At 37.0% G+C, this 15811-nt stretch carries 21 protein-coding genes; 14 read left to right on the forward strand and 7 right to left on the reverse strand.

Annotated features, from left to right (window positions below; genetic code table 11):
• The first annotated feature begins 38 nt into the window (after positions 1–38).
• Entirely contained in the window at positions 39–1118 is a 1080-nt protein-coding gene (locus P9E47_RS11925; protein WP_003330015.1) for a M23 family metallopeptidase, read from the forward strand.
• A 37-nt stretch (positions 1119–1155) separates the two neighbouring features.
• Here P9E47_RS11925 and P9E47_RS11930 read toward each other — a convergent pair whose 3' ends face one another.
• Positions 1156–1590, reverse strand: a complete 435-nt coding sequence (locus P9E47_RS11930; protein ID WP_326163542.1) for a DUF1885 family protein — start codon at positions 1588–1590, stop codon at positions 1156–1158.
• Between the two features lie 236 nt (positions 1591–1826).
• Here P9E47_RS11930 and P9E47_RS11935 point away from each other — a divergent pair, with 236 nt between their 5' ends.
• Complete coding sequence (locus tag P9E47_RS11935; RefSeq protein WP_003330013.1) at positions 1827–1946, forward strand: GapA-binding peptide SR1P; 120 nt, start codon at positions 1827–1829, stop codon at positions 1944–1946.
• A gap of 80 nt (positions 1947–2026) precedes the next feature.
• On the opposite strand, the gene P9E47_RS11940 is transcribed toward P9E47_RS11935, so the two are convergent.
• On the reverse strand, positions 2027–3499 hold the full coding sequence (locus P9E47_RS11940) for an aminotransferase class I/II-fold pyridoxal phosphate-dependent enzyme (protein ID WP_003330012.1): 1473 nt from the start codon (positions 3497–3499) through the stop codon (positions 2027–2029).
• 163 nt (positions 3500–3662) lie between these two features.
• Here P9E47_RS11940 and P9E47_RS11945 point away from each other — a divergent pair, with 163 nt between their 5' ends.
• From P9E47_RS11945 to P9E47_RS11955, 3 genes are read left to right on the forward strand one after another with little or no spacing between them, the layout of a single operon-like run.
• Positions 3663–4619 carry an NAD(P)H-dependent flavin oxidoreductase gene (locus P9E47_RS11945; RefSeq protein WP_003330011.1) on the forward strand — a complete coding sequence of 319 codons (957 nt, stop codon included), beginning with the start codon at positions 3663–3665 and terminating at the stop codon, positions 4617–4619.
• 40 nt (positions 4620–4659) lie between these two features.
• On the forward strand, positions 4660–4932 hold the full coding sequence (locus tag P9E47_RS11950; protein WP_003330010.1) for a UPF0223 family protein: 273 nt from the start codon (positions 4660–4662) through the stop codon (positions 4930–4932).
• 23 nt (positions 4933–4955) lie between these two features.
• Positions 4956–5576 (forward strand): YktB family protein, encoded by a 621-nt coding sequence (locus tag P9E47_RS11955; RefSeq protein ID WP_003330008.1) that lies wholly within the window; start codon positions 4956–4958, stop codon positions 5574–5576.
• A gap of 30 nt (positions 5577–5606) precedes the next feature.
• Here the strand turns inward: P9E47_RS11955 and P9E47_RS11960 are convergent, their stop codons facing one another.
• Positions 5607–5825, reverse strand: coding sequence for a hypothetical protein (locus tag P9E47_RS11960; protein WP_003330007.1), 219 nt, complete (start codon positions 5823–5825; stop codon positions 5607–5609).
• A 174-nt stretch (positions 5826–5999) separates the two neighbouring features.
• On the opposite strand from P9E47_RS11960, the gene P9E47_RS11965 reads away from it, so the two are divergent.
• Positions 6000–6188 carry a hypothetical protein gene (locus P9E47_RS11965; protein WP_003330006.1) on the forward strand — a complete coding sequence of 63 codons (189 nt, stop codon included), beginning with the start codon at positions 6000–6002 and terminating at the stop codon, positions 6186–6188.
• Between the two features lie 123 nt (positions 6189–6311).
• Positions 6312–7112, forward strand: a complete 801-nt coding sequence (locus tag P9E47_RS11970; protein ID WP_003330005.1) for an inositol monophosphatase family protein — start codon at positions 6312–6314, stop codon at positions 7110–7112.
• Positions 7113–7123: 11 nt separating this feature from the next.
• Here P9E47_RS11970 and P9E47_RS11975 read toward each other — a convergent pair whose 3' ends face one another.
• Positions 7124–7303, reverse strand: a complete 180-nt coding sequence (locus tag P9E47_RS11975; protein ID WP_326163544.1) for a DUF5325 family protein — start codon at positions 7301–7303, stop codon at positions 7124–7126.
• Between the two features lie 135 nt (positions 7304–7438).
• Here P9E47_RS11975 and typA point away from each other — a divergent pair, with 135 nt between their 5' ends.
• From typA to P9E47_RS11990, 3 genes are read left to right on the forward strand one after another with little or no spacing between them, the layout of a single operon-like run.
• Positions 7439–9277 carry a translational GTPase TypA gene (gene typA, locus P9E47_RS11980; RefSeq protein WP_003330003.1) on the forward strand — a complete coding sequence of 613 codons (1839 nt, stop codon included), beginning with the start codon at positions 7439–7441 and terminating at the stop codon, positions 9275–9277.
• A gap of 40 nt (positions 9278–9317) precedes the next feature.
• The gene (locus P9E47_RS11985; protein ID WP_003330002.1) at positions 9318–9653 is read left to right on the forward strand and encodes a YlaH-like family protein; all 336 of its coding nucleotides are present in this window, start codon (positions 9318–9320) and stop codon (positions 9651–9653) included.
• A gap of 12 nt (positions 9654–9665) precedes the next feature.
• The gene (locus tag P9E47_RS11990) at positions 9666–9956 is read left to right on the forward strand and encodes a hypothetical protein (protein ID WP_003330001.1); all 291 of its coding nucleotides are present in this window, start codon (positions 9666–9668) and stop codon (positions 9954–9956) included.
• 43 nt (positions 9957–9999) lie between these two features.
• Here the strand turns inward: P9E47_RS11990 and P9E47_RS11995 are convergent, their stop codons facing one another.
• Positions 10000–10200: a YlaI family protein gene (locus P9E47_RS11995; protein WP_003330000.1), complete on the reverse strand. Its 201-nt coding sequence runs from the start codon at positions 10198–10200 to the stop codon at positions 10000–10002.
• Positions 10201–10327: 127 nt separating this feature from the next.
• Between P9E47_RS11995 and P9E47_RS12000 the strand changes: the two genes are divergently transcribed.
• The gene (locus P9E47_RS12000) at positions 10328–10783 is read left to right on the forward strand and encodes a pyridoxamine 5'-phosphate oxidase family protein (RefSeq protein ID WP_326163546.1); all 456 of its coding nucleotides are present in this window, start codon (positions 10328–10330) and stop codon (positions 10781–10783) included.
• Between the two features lie 31 nt (positions 10784–10814).
• On the opposite strand, the gene P9E47_RS12005 is transcribed toward P9E47_RS12000, so the two are convergent.
• On the reverse strand, positions 10815–11402 hold the full coding sequence (locus P9E47_RS12005; RefSeq protein ID WP_039956991.1) for a YhcN/YlaJ family sporulation lipoprotein: 588 nt from the start codon (positions 11400–11402) through the stop codon (positions 10815–10817).
• 163 nt (positions 11403–11565) lie between these two features.
• Between P9E47_RS12005 and P9E47_RS12010 the strand changes: the two genes are divergently transcribed.
• The 3 genes from P9E47_RS12010 (at position 11566) to P9E47_RS12020 (ending at position 14668) form a co-directional block, all read left to right on the forward strand.
• Positions 11566–12897 carry a PhoH family protein gene (locus tag P9E47_RS12010; RefSeq protein WP_003329996.1) on the forward strand — a complete coding sequence of 444 codons (1332 nt, stop codon included), beginning with the start codon at positions 11566–11568 and terminating at the stop codon, positions 12895–12897.
• Between the two features lie 276 nt (positions 12898–13173).
• The gene (locus P9E47_RS12015) at positions 13174–13458 is read left to right on the forward strand and encodes a YlaN family protein (protein ID WP_003329995.1); all 285 of its coding nucleotides are present in this window, start codon (positions 13174–13176) and stop codon (positions 13456–13458) included.
• 61 nt (positions 13459–13519) lie between these two features.
• Positions 13520–14668, forward strand: a complete 1149-nt coding sequence (locus P9E47_RS12020; protein WP_326163548.1) for an FtsW/RodA/SpoVE family cell cycle protein — start codon at positions 13520–13522, stop codon at positions 14666–14668.
• On the opposite strand, the gene P9E47_RS12025 is transcribed toward P9E47_RS12020, so the two are convergent.
• A complete protein-coding gene (locus P9E47_RS12025) occupies positions 14665–15597 on the reverse strand; it encodes a COX15/CtaA family protein (RefSeq protein WP_003329993.1) in 933 nt (310 codons plus the stop codon). The two genes, P9E47_RS12020 and P9E47_RS12025, sit on opposite strands and share 4 nt — an antisense overlap.
• Positions 15598–15811: the final 214 nt, after the last annotated feature.

Raw genomic sequence — 15811 nt, forward strand, 5'->3', positions numbered from 1 at the left:
AATAATGATGGAATGCATAAAAAGGAGGGTGGTCATATTTGAAAAAACTGCTCCTCTGTCTAGCTTGTATGATGTTTTTTTTTGGTTGTGAATCAAGTTATTTTCGGAATCATTCAAATGAATTAAAGCAGGAAACACCAGAAGAAAAGGAAAAGACGGGAAACGAGACGTGGACAGAAATACCATTTAAAAATGATGGTGAGGTAGTTTTAATACCAGTAGAGTCATTGATTAAAACGACAAAGGCAAAAGCAAATTTTGATGAAATTAATAAAACACTTATGTTGCATTCAGGTGAATACCAGTTTTATTTAATTGATACTATACCTGTAGTTCAGAAAAATGGATTACTATTACCTATTGCAACTGAGGATTTTAAAATCATAGGTGACGAGGCATGGCTATCAGTGGCCTTTTTACAAGAAAAATTAGGGCTGATGGTTAAAACTCAAAATGACAAAACATTTATTAATACATCAAAAATAATTGAACCGAAAATAAATAATGAAGTTACCGAGCTCTCGTACCTTGGCAGCGTTGAAAATGTAATTGAGATCATGGATATTCTTGAAAGTCCAATCAAAGGCGCGCAGGTAGATACAATACGATCCCACTTACCTGGCGCTAAGCGGGCATATCGCAACGGAGTCCATGAAGGAATGGACTGGTATGGGTTTTCCACAGGTGTGCCGATGAACGAACAAACAAAGGTATTTGCGATGGCGGATGGAATCGTTGTACGGGCTGATCACGAGTATAAGAGATACAGTTCGAAGGAAGAGCGAAATCAAGAACTGGGAATTGCGGCGGAAGTTGGGTTTACGCCAGCCTATATTTTAGATCGATTAAGAGGACGACAGGTTTGGATTCAATATGAAAATGGTCTTCAAGCGCGATTTGCTCATTTAGATCGGATTCCTGAGGATTTGCAGGTTGGTGATGGGGTAAGTGCTGATACCCTAATCGGTTATGTTGGCAATACTGGGACAAGCGGTGATGTGAAAGGAGACCGAACGGAATTACATCTCCATTTAGATCTATTGTATAGGGGAGAATTGTTTTGGAAAGGATTAACGGAAAAAGAAATTGAAAAAGTACTAAAAACAGTGTTTTCATAATCAAAGAGGCTGTCGAAAAGACAGCCTCTTTCTCACTTTATTTTTTATCGTAAAAGTACATAATTCTGCCGTTGAATAGATGAACCTCTCCATTTAATTTGCGGCCTAAAAATTTAATGAATTCAACTGCTTTATTTTTATCGCCGAAATTAGCGGATTCAGGAAGGGCCACTTGAATGAAATTTTGCTTTCTTGCTGAACCGTCTTCTTCTTTAATTTCTTCGGAACCTACCCCTAAAAGGATAAAATTATATCGATCAGAAGTTCCTTTCAAATAAAACCATTCATGATTAGAATATTCACGCTCTTTTATTTCATATGGGAAAGCGGAATTTTCATAATTCCAACCAAGTTGCTCACCAGTTTTACTTGTAATTTCCTGATAATAATTTAAATAATCTCTAAGATCATCTATAGTTACTTCTTGCTTATTTGATGCAGGTACAAGTTTTATGTATGCTGTTCTCGACATATAAAATCCCCCTCTAAACCGTATACTATAACCCGTCTAATATCATAGCATTTTTTAAAGTCCATTTACAACTAGGAAAAGGATTCCGAAAATGAGATTTGTTGAATTATGTAAAATTATGTCGGAGTTATTTTTAAATGTGTTATACCTAAAATGGTCTTGACACTAATAGTATGACATATTATCATGGAAATATGATAACTTATTAAACCGTTTCGAAGGGGATGAAATCAATCATGGGTACGATCGTCTGTCAGCAATGTGAAAACACAATTGACCACTTCGAAGATGAAAAAGTGACAACTCTTTACGCTAAATGCTGTGATTCTTGTGAGCATGAAGAAGTAGAAAAATAATTTTCACATTATTAAATTGTTATGAATTGAAATAATAAAGAGTGTGGCACATTTAGCTACACTCTATTTTTATTTATATTTTATTTGATTGCTCGGTATTCTTTAATTACACGAATTGTTTTTAATTCAGGGTCTTCAGGTCCCTGAACAGGTAAACCAACCTCAAGGTTCTCCTTAATATAATCAACGTTTTCCTGCGAAATAATCTCCCCTGGTATTAAAATCGGAATTCCCGGTGGATAAACCATAACAAACTCAGCGATAATTCTTCCGACTGATTCTTCAATCGAAACAACTTCAACCTCGGAATAAAAGGCATCACGAGGCGATAATGCCAATAATGGGATATTTGGAACATGAACTTCCAATGCTTTTGTGGATGATGTTATTTCAGTCCGGCTGTATGAAAGTTCACGAAGTGCTTCGACTAAAATATTGATCTCTTCTTCTGTATCTCCTGGTGTAACAATACATAAGATGTTATATAGGTCAGATAACTCAACCTCGATCGTGTAATGTTCACGGAGCCAAACTTCTACCTCATATCCTGTCAGACCAAGATCCTTCACCGATATAATTAACTTCGTAGGGTCATAATCATAGGTTGCTTTTGTACCAAGTATTTCTTCACCAACACAATACAAGTTCGGGATTTCGTTAATTCTTTTCCGGGCCAATCCAGCAAGACCTATTACTTTCTCAGCCAGTTCTTTTCCTTTAGTAGCCAATTGGCGGCGGGCACAGTCTAAAGATGCTAATAATAAATAAGAAGTAGATGTGGTTGTCAGCATACTAATAATGGCTTGTACATGCTTTCTTGATACTAATCCTTCTTTTATATTTAAGATTGAACTTTGTGTCATCGATCCGCCTAACTTATGAACACTTGTGGCAGCCATATCTGCACCAGCCTGCATGGCAGACATTGGAAGGTCATCATGGAAATGGATGTGGACACCATGTGCCTCATCCACTAATACCGGAATGTCGTAGGAATGGGCGATATCAACTATTTCTTTTAAATTAGCTGCGATACCAAAGTATGTTGGATTTATTACAAGTAAGCCTTTTGCATCGGGATGTGCCTCTAACGCTTTACGGACCGCATCTGTTGTTATTCCGTGGGATATGCCGAGATTTTTATCGATCGCTGGATGGATAAAAATCGGTGTTGCACCAGAGAAAATAATCGCAGACATAATAGATTTATGGACATTTCTGGGCACGATTATTTTATCTCCGGGTTTGCATACGGACATAACCATCGTCATAATGGCGCCGCTTGTTCCTTGTACAGAGAAAAATGTATAATCAGCCCCAAATGCTTCTGCCGCTAATTCTTGTGCTTGCATGATAATCCCGTGAGGATGATGTAAGTCATCCAAAGGACCAATATTAATCAAATCAATGGATAAAGCATTTTTACCAATGAAATCTCTAAACTCAGGATCAATTCCTACTCCCTTTTTATGTCCAGGGATGTGAAATTGAATCGGATTTTTCTTTGCATGTTCTAATAGCCCTGTAAAAAGGGGAGTTTCATTTTGATTCAATTTAGACACCTCAATACGATTAACTTTAAACAAACATTTAAATTTTAACAGAAGCATAAAAATTTTCAAGAAAATTTCGCTTCTTTCTTTTATCTTTTCCCCAAAAACGTTTAAAATGAATAGATAACAAAGAATTTTAACGAACAAATGGGGAGGGTTTTTGATGGAATGGGAAACAAGAATTACAAACTTGTTAGGTATTCAATACCCAATCATTCAAGGAGGGTTAGCGTACTTAGCTTATTCTGATTTAGCCGCAGCTGTTTCAAATGCCGGGGGTCTTGGACAAATTACAGCTATGTCTTTACAAACTCCGGAGGAACTCAGGGAAGAAATACATAAAGTAAGGCAGAAAACAGATAAACCCTTTGGAGTGAATTATGCGATCGGCCAGCACGGCAGAAAATACGAGCATATGCTTCAAGTAGCCATAGATGAGAAAGTTCCCGCTATTACGATGACAGGTGGGAACCCAGCTCCTATTTTTGACATGCTAAAAGGGGTGGATATAAAAAAATTGGTGTTAGTCGCGGCAAGACGCCAGGCTGAAAAGGCTGAAGAACTAGGGGCGGATGCAGTGATGGTAGTTGGTCAGGAAGGCGGAGGCCATCTTGGTAGAAGTGATACCGGTACATTTGTTTTAATTCCGCAAGTAGTTGATGCTGTGTCAATTCCAGTTATTGCCTCAGGTGGGATTGGTGATGGTCGTGGGATGCTGGCAGCACTTGCTTTAGGTGCTGAAGGAATTGAAATGGGCACTAGATTTATTGCAACTAAGGAATGTGTCCATGCCCATGAACATTATAAAAATCGCCTTGTAGAAGGAACGGAGAATGATACAGTTGTAATTAAACGTTCTATCGGTGCTCCTGCTAGAGCAATCGCCAATGATTTTACAAATAAAATTCTTGAACTTGAAAAAGAGTTTGGTGATTATGAACATTTAAGAGAATTTATTAGTGGTGAAGCGAATAAACGTTATATTTATGATGGAAATGATCAAGAAGGCTTTGGTTGGGCCGGCCAAGTTATGGGCTTAATAAAGGATGTTCCGACAGTAGCTGAACTATTTGAAAGAATGATAGGTGAAGCTGAATCAATTAGAAGAAACTGGGTATAATTGGAGCTAGACAGCTAGACAAGTAAAGTGGGTGTATAAATTGGAAAATTACAGTTATCCATTATCGCTTGATTGGAATAAGCAGGAAATCATTGACGTGATTTATTTTTTTCAATGTGTAGAAGAAGCCTATGACAAAGGAGTTAGCCGTGAAAAGCTGTTAGCTTCCTATCGCCGTTTTAAGGAAATAGTCCCGAGTATTGGGGAAGAAAAACAACTATGCGGACAATTTGAGAAAGCATCGGGTTTTTCCTGCTACCGTACAATAAAACAAGCAAAAGATACTGACCAAGGTCAAAAAATAAAAATGTAGAAACAGATGATGGAGTGAACAAATTGAATTTTACAGGATTTTCACAAAAAGACTTTGAGATCTTTTCTGTTGAAGGATTAGAAGAACGAATGGAATTAATTCGTGGGAATATACAACCGAAATTTCAGAAAATTGGTCAAGTCCTTGCAGACGATCTTTCAATGAAACTAAGCAATGAAATGTACCTGCATATTGCAAAGCATGCAAGACGTACTGTAAATCCACCAAAGGATACTTGGTTGGCGATTGCTAATAATAAACGCGGCTATAAAAAACACCCGCATTTTCAAGTAGGACTGTTTGATGATCATGCCTTTATTTGGCTTGCGTTGATTTATGAATTACCCAACAAAAAAGAAATTGGCCAAGCTTTAATGAACAATATTAGCTTAATTAAGACTGTTCCAAATGACTATGTTATATCTTTAGACCATATGCAAAAAGGCTCGTTTTCCGTTACGGAAACTGATGAATTGGAAAAAGGGTTAGCTCGTTTCCGCGATACCAAAAAAGGTGAGTTTCTAATCGGGAAGCATTTTGACATGAATGACCCTGTTTTGAAAAATGGTGAACAATTTACACAGATTGTTAAGGATACCTTTGAAACATTAATTCCTATCTATAAGGTAACTTTAGTTGGGTGAAGACCGTTGCATCGGCTCTTCATCCTTTCTTTATCTAGCTACAATTACGCTTCCTTCACACCATCTGTCCCCTAATGTGTAATCAACTAAATAAAGACCACTTATATCATACGCTAATTTTTCATTACGGTTTTGAAGAACAGTACCGTTAGGAAGCTTTGAGCCATATTCAATACCAACAATGGGAGTTGTGTCAGTCACATATATTGTGGTTCTAGTTGCGTTTCTAAGCGGAAAAATCAACTTCATTAGTTTGCTCCTTTATATTGAATGATACTAAAACTATTTCCAAATTTGCCTGTTTTCAATCAATTTTGTTGCAAATCAATATCGTAGTTCATAGTATATACAAAGAATAAGGGACTCAGAAAATTCAGGCTATTATAAATTGAGATCATTAAAATGTAAAGGGGTGTTTGCACGGTGAAACAAGTTGTAAGAGTAATAAAAAGAAATGAAGCGGAAAAAAGATTACCTGTGCTAAGACTCGAGATTGATTATGAACTAGCAACACTTTATGATGCTATGGTCGCAAATGATGAAGCACAAATCAAAAAATCAAAATTAATCTTAGAGCAATTCAGACAAGAAATACTTCGCTTAAAGGCATAATAGAACTAGGGCGAACCTAAAAGTGGTTCGTCTCTTTATGTGCGGATTTGTGATAGATTATACTTATGGAAAACTTTGCATTATAATTATAGAAAAAAGGTTTTTATAAGGGGGGCTATTGATTTGGAAAAACATGACTGGGACAATGTCTTCAATTTTGCAAAAGTATTAGTTTTAGATGCTGGAGATCAAATTCGTTTGTCCTTTAAGCAAAAATTAATAATAGACTTTAAAGAAAATGCTTCCGATCTAGTAACGAATATGGATAAACAGATTGAAAAATTTTTTATCCAAAAAATTAATGAAAAATATCCATCACATCACATCCTTGGTGAGGAAGGATATGGGGAAGAATTGACTTCTCTTGATGGGATCGTATGGATCATTGATCCGATTGATGGGACCATGAACTTTGTACATATGCAGCGACATTTCGCAATTTCAGTGGGAATATATCATAATGGAGAAGGGGTTATTGGCTTTATTTACGATGTTGTTGCTGATGATCTTTATTATGCTGTAAAAGGTGGTGGTGCATTTGTAAACGGAGAAGCACTGCCACCGCTAAAGTCGACTGAAATTGGAAAAGCAGTTATTGGTATTAATGCGGCATGGGGAATTGAGAATAAACGGATAGATTCTTCTATTACCTCTGCGCTTATTAGGGATGTAAGAGGGACAAGATCATTTGGTTCAGCCACGCTTGAGATGGCTTATATTGCTTCAGGAAAAATAGATGGATACCTCTCCATGCGGCTCGCACCTTGGGACTATGCAGCAGGAAAGATATTAATTGAAGAACTTGGCGGAAAAATTTCTTCGGTAAGTGGAGAGCCATTACAGCTGTTAACGAAACAAACACCGGTGTTTGCAGCGAAACCTGGTTTACATGAATACATTTTGGAAAATTATTTTAAAAAATGAGAAAAGGGCTGTTAGAGCGCTTTTCTCATTTTTTTCTTTAGCGAAAAACCTAACCCCGTTATTAATACTGTGGCTGTAATCGAAAGGATGATGCCAAGTAAACTGCGCTCAGCAATAGCAACACCTATGAGCATTAGGGCAATAACGGTAGCGATGGCTAGTCCTAAAAATAAAAAGTTAATATTTTTCATTTTTTGTCAACTCCTAAAAGAAACTTTTTTACATTTTATGATAATTGGTGTTATAATCTTTAAGTTGTGATAAAAATAACGAATACAACCTAAACTATAACACAAATAGTGAAGAATATATAGGAGATGACAAGTTTGAATTTAAGACAGGATATAAGAAACATTGCGATCATTGCACACGTAGACCACGGAAAAACAACACTAGTAGACAAGCTATTACAGCAATCTGGAACATTTCGTTCAAATGAACATGTTGACGAAAGAGCGATGGATTCTGGTGATATTGAAAGAGAACGTGGGATTACCATTTTAGCGAAAAATACTGCCATTAATTACAAAGGCACCCGTATTAATATTATGGATACTCCGGGACACGCCGACTTTGGCGGTGAAGTTGAACGGATCATGAAAATGGTGGATGGCGTATTACTTGTAGTTGATGCTTATGAGGGATGCATGCCACAAACACGATTTGTTTTGAAAAAAGCGCTAGAACAAAAATTAACTCCAATTGTCGTTGTTAATAAAATTGACCGTGACTTTGCAAGGCCTGAAGAGGTTGTAGATGAAGTTTTGGACTTATTTATTGAGTTGGGTGCAGATGAGGAGCAATTAGAATTCCCCGTCATTTATGCTTCAGGAATCAATGGTACAGCAAGTTTGAATCATCATACACAGGACGAGGATATGACAGTCCTATTTGAAGCTGTAATAGAGCATATCCCGGCTCCGATTGATAACCGTGAAGAACCGCTTCAATTCCAGGTAGCACTGTTAGATTACAATGATTATGTCGGACGTATCGGAATTGGACGTGTTTTCCGAGGAACGATGAAGGTTGGCCAACAAGTAGCACTAATGAAACTTGACGGTTCGGTGAAGCAGTTCCGCGTTACGAAGATATTTGGTTTTATTGGTTTGAAGCGTGTTGAAATTCAAGAAGCCTATCCTGGGGATCTTGTGGCGGTTTCTGGAATGGAAGAAATCAATGTTGGCGAGACAGTGTGCCCAGTAGAACACCAAGAGGCTTTACCTGTGTTAAGAATTGATGAACCGACTTTGCAAATGACATTCTTAGTAAACAACAGTCCATTCGCCGGACGGGAAGGGAAATGGATTACAAGCAGAAAGCTTGAGGAACGCCTTCGTCAGCAATTGCAGACTGATGTAAGCTTACGTGTTGACAACACAGAGTCACCTGATGCTTGGATAGTCTCAGGACGTGGTGAACTCCATTTATCGATATTAATTGAAAATATGCGCCGTGAGGGCTACGAATTGCAAGTGTCAAAACCTGAGGTTATTATTCGTGAAATCGATGGTGTTAAATGTGAACCGGTAGAACGTGTCCAAATTGATGTTCCAGAAGAGCACACCGGTGCTATAATTGAGTCATTAGGTTCTAGAAAAGGCGAAATGTTAGACATGGTTAATAATGGGAATGGTCAAGTGCGAATGGAATTTTTAATTCCATCACGCGGTTTAATCGGTTATACAACTGATTTTATGACATTAACCCGTGGTTTTGGAATTATCAACCATTCGTTTGATAGCTATAAACCTGTTATTCACGGACAAGTTGGTGGCCGTCGCCAAGGTGTACTCGTTTCCATTGAAGCAGGAAAAGCAACTGCGTACAGTATTCAGGCATTAGAAGATCGCGGCGTTATTTTCATAGAGCCGGGAACAGAAGTATACGAAGGCATGATTGTAGGGGAACATACCCGCGAAAATGATTTGTCAGTAAATATTGTTAAGGTCAAGCATGCTACCAATGTTCGTTCAGCAACTAAAGATACAACTGTAACTATTAAAAAAGCTAGAACAATGTCATTGGAACAATCCTTGGAGTATTTAAATGATGATGAATATTGTGAGGTAACACCACAATCGATCAGGCTTCGTAAGAAACTTTTAAATACAAACGAACGTGAAAAAGCAGCTAAGAAAAATAAATATGCTGTAGTTGAATAAATAGAAAAATCAGTATTACCAGGTGAGAGGAGTGGCTAAAATGGAGGAAGTAACGAAGATTGACCCTTCGATGCTATCAGCCTTTGCCGAACTTGTAGGAGTACACAATAATATCGAGAGAGGAATGCTTCTTCTTTATATCATCATTGTAATATTAACGATTATTGTATTTAATCTTGGTTTTGCCCGAAAGCTTTCAATCGTTAAAACAATCATTGTCTATATTTTATTATTTATCGGCTGTTCACCTCTCACTTTATTAGGTGTACGCTTGCCCGTTGCGGAAGGTTTAGTTATCACTGCTGTAGTACTTGGCATCTATAGATTCCGAATGTATCAGCAACGGAAAGAACGACAAAATGAAAAAACAGAATAAGGGGTATTCGCTGTGAAAAGTTTACAAGATGCTTTTTACAATTGGTTGAGCATTAAAGTAGTGAGTGATGCTAGACCAAATGATAAAGCAGCCAAAGAGACTCTTGAACATTTTGAATTAGTATTAAAAGAGGACCACAAAATCGAAGAAGTAGTACGCCTTGAGTATAATGAAGATCTATATTTTGTTTATTACCTATTAAATGGTGAAGAAAAGTCAATGCGGTTTCCAAAGGATTTAATCGATTTCATGTTAAATGCAATCGAAAGGGAACCAGATAAGTATCCAATTATTGAAGAATAAAAAAAAGCTAGCGCACTTAATTGTGTCAGCTAGCTTTTTTATTTCAAAACTTTTCTCCGTAGTCACTGTGTTTGTATAGTCTAAATTTCCCCGTTTCCTTTCTTTCTTCGGTTTTTGTCCCAATTCTTGAGCTGCACTCTTCACACATATATGTATGGATCGGTCGGTTTCTTAATCTTTTTGCAATTTGAGATTCATCATCTATTACATTTATTTTATCGCAAAGGACACATTTAACCCTCATTTCATTCACCTCGAATTTCATTATAAGTTAAATTGCAAATAAATTTAAGTATAGGTTTTAATTAGTTCTAAAAAAGGTATAGTAAATTAAGAAAGTATTAAGAAAGTATTATGAGGAGGTTTTTTAAATGGCTAATCAAGTTGAACAGCAGTTGACAGAGGAGCTTATGCCTTTTTTACAGAAGGAAAGATATGCAACCATTGCTACTGTTGATTTCGAAACAAATGGTCCAAACGTAAATGCGATTTCATGGGTATACGCTCCCGATCATAAAACACTATACTTTGCTGTAGATAATCGCTCAAGAATCGTTCAAAATATTAAACATAACCCTAACGTCGTGTTAACCACGATCGCAAATGGAACTACATATTCAATAAGTGGAAAAGCACATATTAAAGCCGAAAAACTTGAAGATACTCCACTTAAACTTGGACTAATTGCTATTGATGTTGAAGCAGTACGTGATGTTATGTTTTATGGTTCAAAAATTTCTGCGGATATTTCCTATGAGAAAACCTATGATCAAAATGCTGCGGAAAAGTTGGATCGACAAGTAATGGATGCAATGAAAAAAGCTTAGTCAGGGGCGTTCCCCGCTAAGCCTTTTTCATTTATTTAGCTTTCGATTGTTCTTTCTGGATCTGATCCAGTTGCTTTTTTTCCCCTTTTTTCAATTGCTTGTTGTTTCCTTCATTAGGTCCTTCATCTGTATTAATATCATAAGGAATTTGGGGCATGAGACGACCGACGATAGCTGCCAGTTCATTCATTACACCTGAGACAGGTTTGCCGTTTTGTATATCCTTCCGCATTTCTCGAAGTCGTTCTACCGTGTCTGCATCAGCCACTACAACAGCCTTGGCTCCATAAGGGTCATCCTTTAACGTTTCAGCAACTGAATATTTAACTGATCCAACACGCGATCTTTCCAAGTCCTTGTCGACATCGATTCCAACTACAGCGTAATTTCCGGCAACAACTGCCGTAGCATCCTTAACATCGGGATTTCTTGTTGCTAAATCAACGAGATGTTCTGCAATTTGTTCCCCTGTAAGTTGCCCTTTTACATTATTGTTTGGTTGATTAACTGTTATGAAATTATTTTGTCCATTGTTAAGGGCTGTTTTTTCATCATTGTTTCCAGCGCAGCCTGCTGCAACAAATAAAAATGAAATGGTTGTTAACAATAATTTTCGCACCACTTCTCCAACCTTTCCATATAATTTTAAAAAATAATGTTTATTGATTTATTGTTCATATATTCGTCTAAGATTATTCGTCCATTCATATATTTAAAACAAAAGCCGTCCAAATAAAATCTCCTTTTAAGATAGTCAAAAATAGAGGTCAGGGGGAGAAGTGTTGAAGAAAATTTATGTCCTAGATACAAACGTATTACTTCAAGATCCGTATTCAATCTTTTCATTTGATGACAACGAAGTAGTAATACCAGCAGTAGTTTTAGAAGAGGTTGACTCTAAAAAAAGAAATATGGATGAAGTTGGGAGAAACGCAAGGCAAGTTTCAAAACTGATTGACCGCCTCCGGACGCAAGGCAGAATTCATCAGGGAATACCGCTCGAAAATGGTGGGACTTTTAGGATAGAATTAAATCATCGTTCCTTTATTAAGCTGCAAGAGATATTCGATGAAAAAACGAATGACAATCGCATTTTAGCTGTCGCCCTTAATCTCGATCTTGAAGAGCAAAAAAAGGAAGATGGAAGGAGAGTTATTCTTGTAAGTAAGGATGTATTAGTAAGGGTAAAGGCTGATGCAGTCGGCTTACTTGCGGAAGACTTTTTAAGTGACCGTGTTGTCGAATATGATGACAATATATATTCTGGATTTCAGATTGTATTTATAAGTAAGGAGTTGTTAAATGAGTTTTATGAGAAATCAATTTTAGATATTTCAAAGCTTCCGGGTTTTAGTTATTTTCCAAACCAATTCATCATTATGAAGGATATACTCGGAACATCTCAATCCGCTGTTGGGATTATCGATGAAAAAGTAAAAAACGTCAAAAAATGCTTGTACGATAAAGATCACGTCTGGGGAATTAAAGCACGAAATGTCCAACAAATTATGGGCTTTGAAATGCTGCTAAAGCCCGATATCCCACTTGTTACGTTAATTGGTAAAGCAGGTACGGGAAAAACTTTATTAGCACTGGCTGCAGGTCTCTACCAAACGGAGGATCTCGGAATTTACAAGAAAGTATTAGTAGCGAGACCCATAGTACCTGTGGGGAAGGATATTGGCTACTTGCCAGGTGAAAAAGAGGAAAAATTAAGGCCATGGATGCAGCCAATTTATGATAACTTAGAGTATTTATTTAATACAAAAAAACCTGGAGAGTTAGATGCGATCTTAGCTGGAATGGGTTCCATCCAGGTTGAAGCGCTCACATATATAAGGGGCAGAAGTATCCCTGAACAATTTATGATCATTGACGAGGCGCAAAACCTTTCTAAGCATGAAGTGAAAACAATCTTAACAAGGGTAGGGGAAAAAAGTAAAATTGTCTTAATGGGTGACCCTGAACAAATTGACCATCCATACCTTGATGAATACAACAATGGCTTAACCTATGTTGTCGAAAAGTTTAAACAAGAAAAGATTAGCGGACATGTTCGTTTTTTGAAAGGGGAACGATCATCGTTGGCGCAATTAGCAGCAGACTTGTTATAGGAAAAGCGTAAGCGTCTGTTCAGCGACGTATAAAATGGAGCGCATCGACTGAGATATAGGAAACACGATGAGGTTACGAATCGATGTTGACTACGCAAAAGAGGTGGGTGAAGTTTACTAGTCGCTAGTCGCTAGACGCTGGAGCTAGACAAGTATGAACCCCTCTATAGTACGGCATAATTATTATGCGGTGTCCATTGATATTCCTTGCATTTTTGCCTATAAAACGATAAGATTGAAAAATAGGAATGGACTTGTTTTTATTGGAGGGATTACATGTCTAGAGAGGTTGCCTTAGATCATAAAGAAAAGGCATATGCCCTTCTTAAGGCTGATGCTGATAAAATATTAAAGCTTATTAAAGTGCAAATGGACAATTTAACAATGCCCCAATGTCCTTTATATGAGGAAGTTTTAGATACCCAAATGTTCGGTTTATCACGGGAAATAGATTTTGCTGTTCGGCTTGGGTTAGTGGAAGATATAAATGGGAAAGCATTGCTTGAGTCGCTGGAAAGGGAATTGTCAGCCCTTCATGAAGCTTCTTTAAAAAATAAGTAATTGGGCTGTCTTAAAAGGATAAGACAGTCCCTTTTCTTTTAGGTTGGAGAGACAAAAGAGTATGGTAAAAAAAATGTTAAGATCCTATGACTATACACTTGTATTGGCGCCCATTATTTTGAGTTTATTCGGCCTTATAATGATTTACAGCTCAAGTATGGTTGTGGCTGTATCCGATAAATATGAAGGAACACCAGATTTGTTTTTTATGAAACAATTAAAATGGCTTTTCCTTGGGATATTTGTGTACATAATCGCATTGGTTTTTCCATACAAAGCGTATAAAAGGTTATTAAAGTTAATTTTTTTCGGTGCACCAATAATACTTTTAGGTGTTTTGCTTTTTGGGACGACAACTAATAATGCGACAAGAGGGTTTCTGGGCATTCAACCGGCAGAGTTTATAAAACTTGGTGTTATTATTTATTTAGCTGGGGTTTTTTCAAATAAACAATCGTATATTGAAAGGTTCGTTCCGGCTTTTGGTCCACCGTTAACATTTATTATTATAATATTTTTACTAGTATACAAGCAGCCGGACCTTGGAACAGCTCTGCTTATATTAGCAACTTCAGGAATGATCATATTTTGTTCGGGTATTCGCCCTAAGCATCTTAGTCGATTGATACTTGTAGCTGTAGTAGGAGTAATGCTTTTATATCCATTTTTATCGGACGAGCAGTTGGGACGAATTGAAGCCGCATATAATCCTTTTCATGAAGATATAGCTGATTCAAACGGTTATCAACTCATTAATTCGTATATCGCTATAGCAGCAGGCGGTGTTACAGGGGAAGGTTTAGGCAAGAGCATCCAAAAATTTGGTTATCTTCCCGAGCCACATACTGACTTTATTATGGCGGTTATTTCGGAAGAACTCGGCATCTTTGGTGTTGGTTTTGTTTTATTCATGTTACTGTTGATGATTTGGAAGGGTTTTACCGTAGCGATGAAGGCGAATGACCCGTTCGGTAGTTTAATAGCAATTGGAATTTCAGGTATGATTGGTATTCAGTCCATTGTTAACTTAGGTGCTCTTACAGGGTTACTTCCGATCACAGGTGTCCCGCTACCCTTTGTAAGTTACGGTGGTTCGTCCCTTGTCATATTAATGATTTCGATGGGTATCTTGAACAATATTGCGATGTATTCTAGATTAAAAGGTTCAGAAAAACAGAATAATGAAGAAAAAAAGATTGCCTATCTCTAGGCAATCTTTTTGTTATTATTAATTTCGTTTTTCTTGCTTCTTGATGAAAGAAGGACAAGATAGCTAAGGACACAGAATAAAACTGTTATGAAAGTAGCATGTGCTAAAGTAACAAATAGATTTACTCTAGTGTAAATGATGAATGCCCCGGATAAAGGCTGCAGGATTATTAAGACGATAGCGGAAACCGCACTCCAGAACAATACTCGTTTCGAGCGATAATGTTTAATAATATGAACCGACAGTATGATAATCCATGTGAAGAAAAGTAAAGCTGCAAAGCGGTGTCCCATTTGTACCCATTCAAACTCATTCGATGGTAAAGAAAATATCGCGCTATTATCGCAGAATGGAAAATCTAAACATGCTAAATGAGCTTTTTTATGGCGAACAAGGGCACCTGTGTATACAACAATATAACAATAAATACTGATTGCGTAAATTTGCGAGCGTAAACTTTTATCGATAATCAAAGACTCTGCGTCAAATTTTTTATCCACTTCAAAAATGAGCAAAGTTAATAAAAAGACAGATGCAACTGAAACTAAAGAAACACCAAAATGCAGGGCCATAATAACAGGGTCTTGTCCCCAAATAACAGCTCCAGCTCCAAGCAAAGCTTGAACGATTAAGAAAAATACAGATAGAAATGCTAGAAATTTAGTTTCTCTTACATGTCCTATCTTTTTCCAGGACCAGATTGCAAGCCATGTTACAAGAATGACCGATAATCCCGATACAAGCCTATGCGAAAGCTCAATAAGTAACTCACCATTAATTTCGCTAGGTAAAAATTGACCATGACAAAGCGGCCACGAACGACCACAGCCCATCCCTGATCCAGTCTTAGTAACAAGGGCTCCGCCAATTAGTACCAAAAGCATGACAATACTTGAAGCAACAGATAAAATTTTTAAACCTCTATTCAAGTCCACTTCACCTTCTTTATAAAAAATATTACAAAAAAATAATTATTCCATCCCTACTTTACGTTAAATATATCACACATAGCAGGATGGAAACAGGAGTTGTTTTTGTCAAAAATGTGAACACGATTATAAAAATGGGTGTATGAACATATATTTTTTAACAAATAACACCGTTACTACTATATTAATATTGTTTTTTAACTTTCAAACTTAA

The sequence above is a fragment of the Schinkia azotoformans genome (assembly GCF_035811335.1).
In the GTDB taxonomy this organism is placed as follows: domain Bacteria; phylum Bacillota; class Bacilli; order Bacillales; family Bacillaceae_J; genus Schinkia; species Schinkia azotoformans.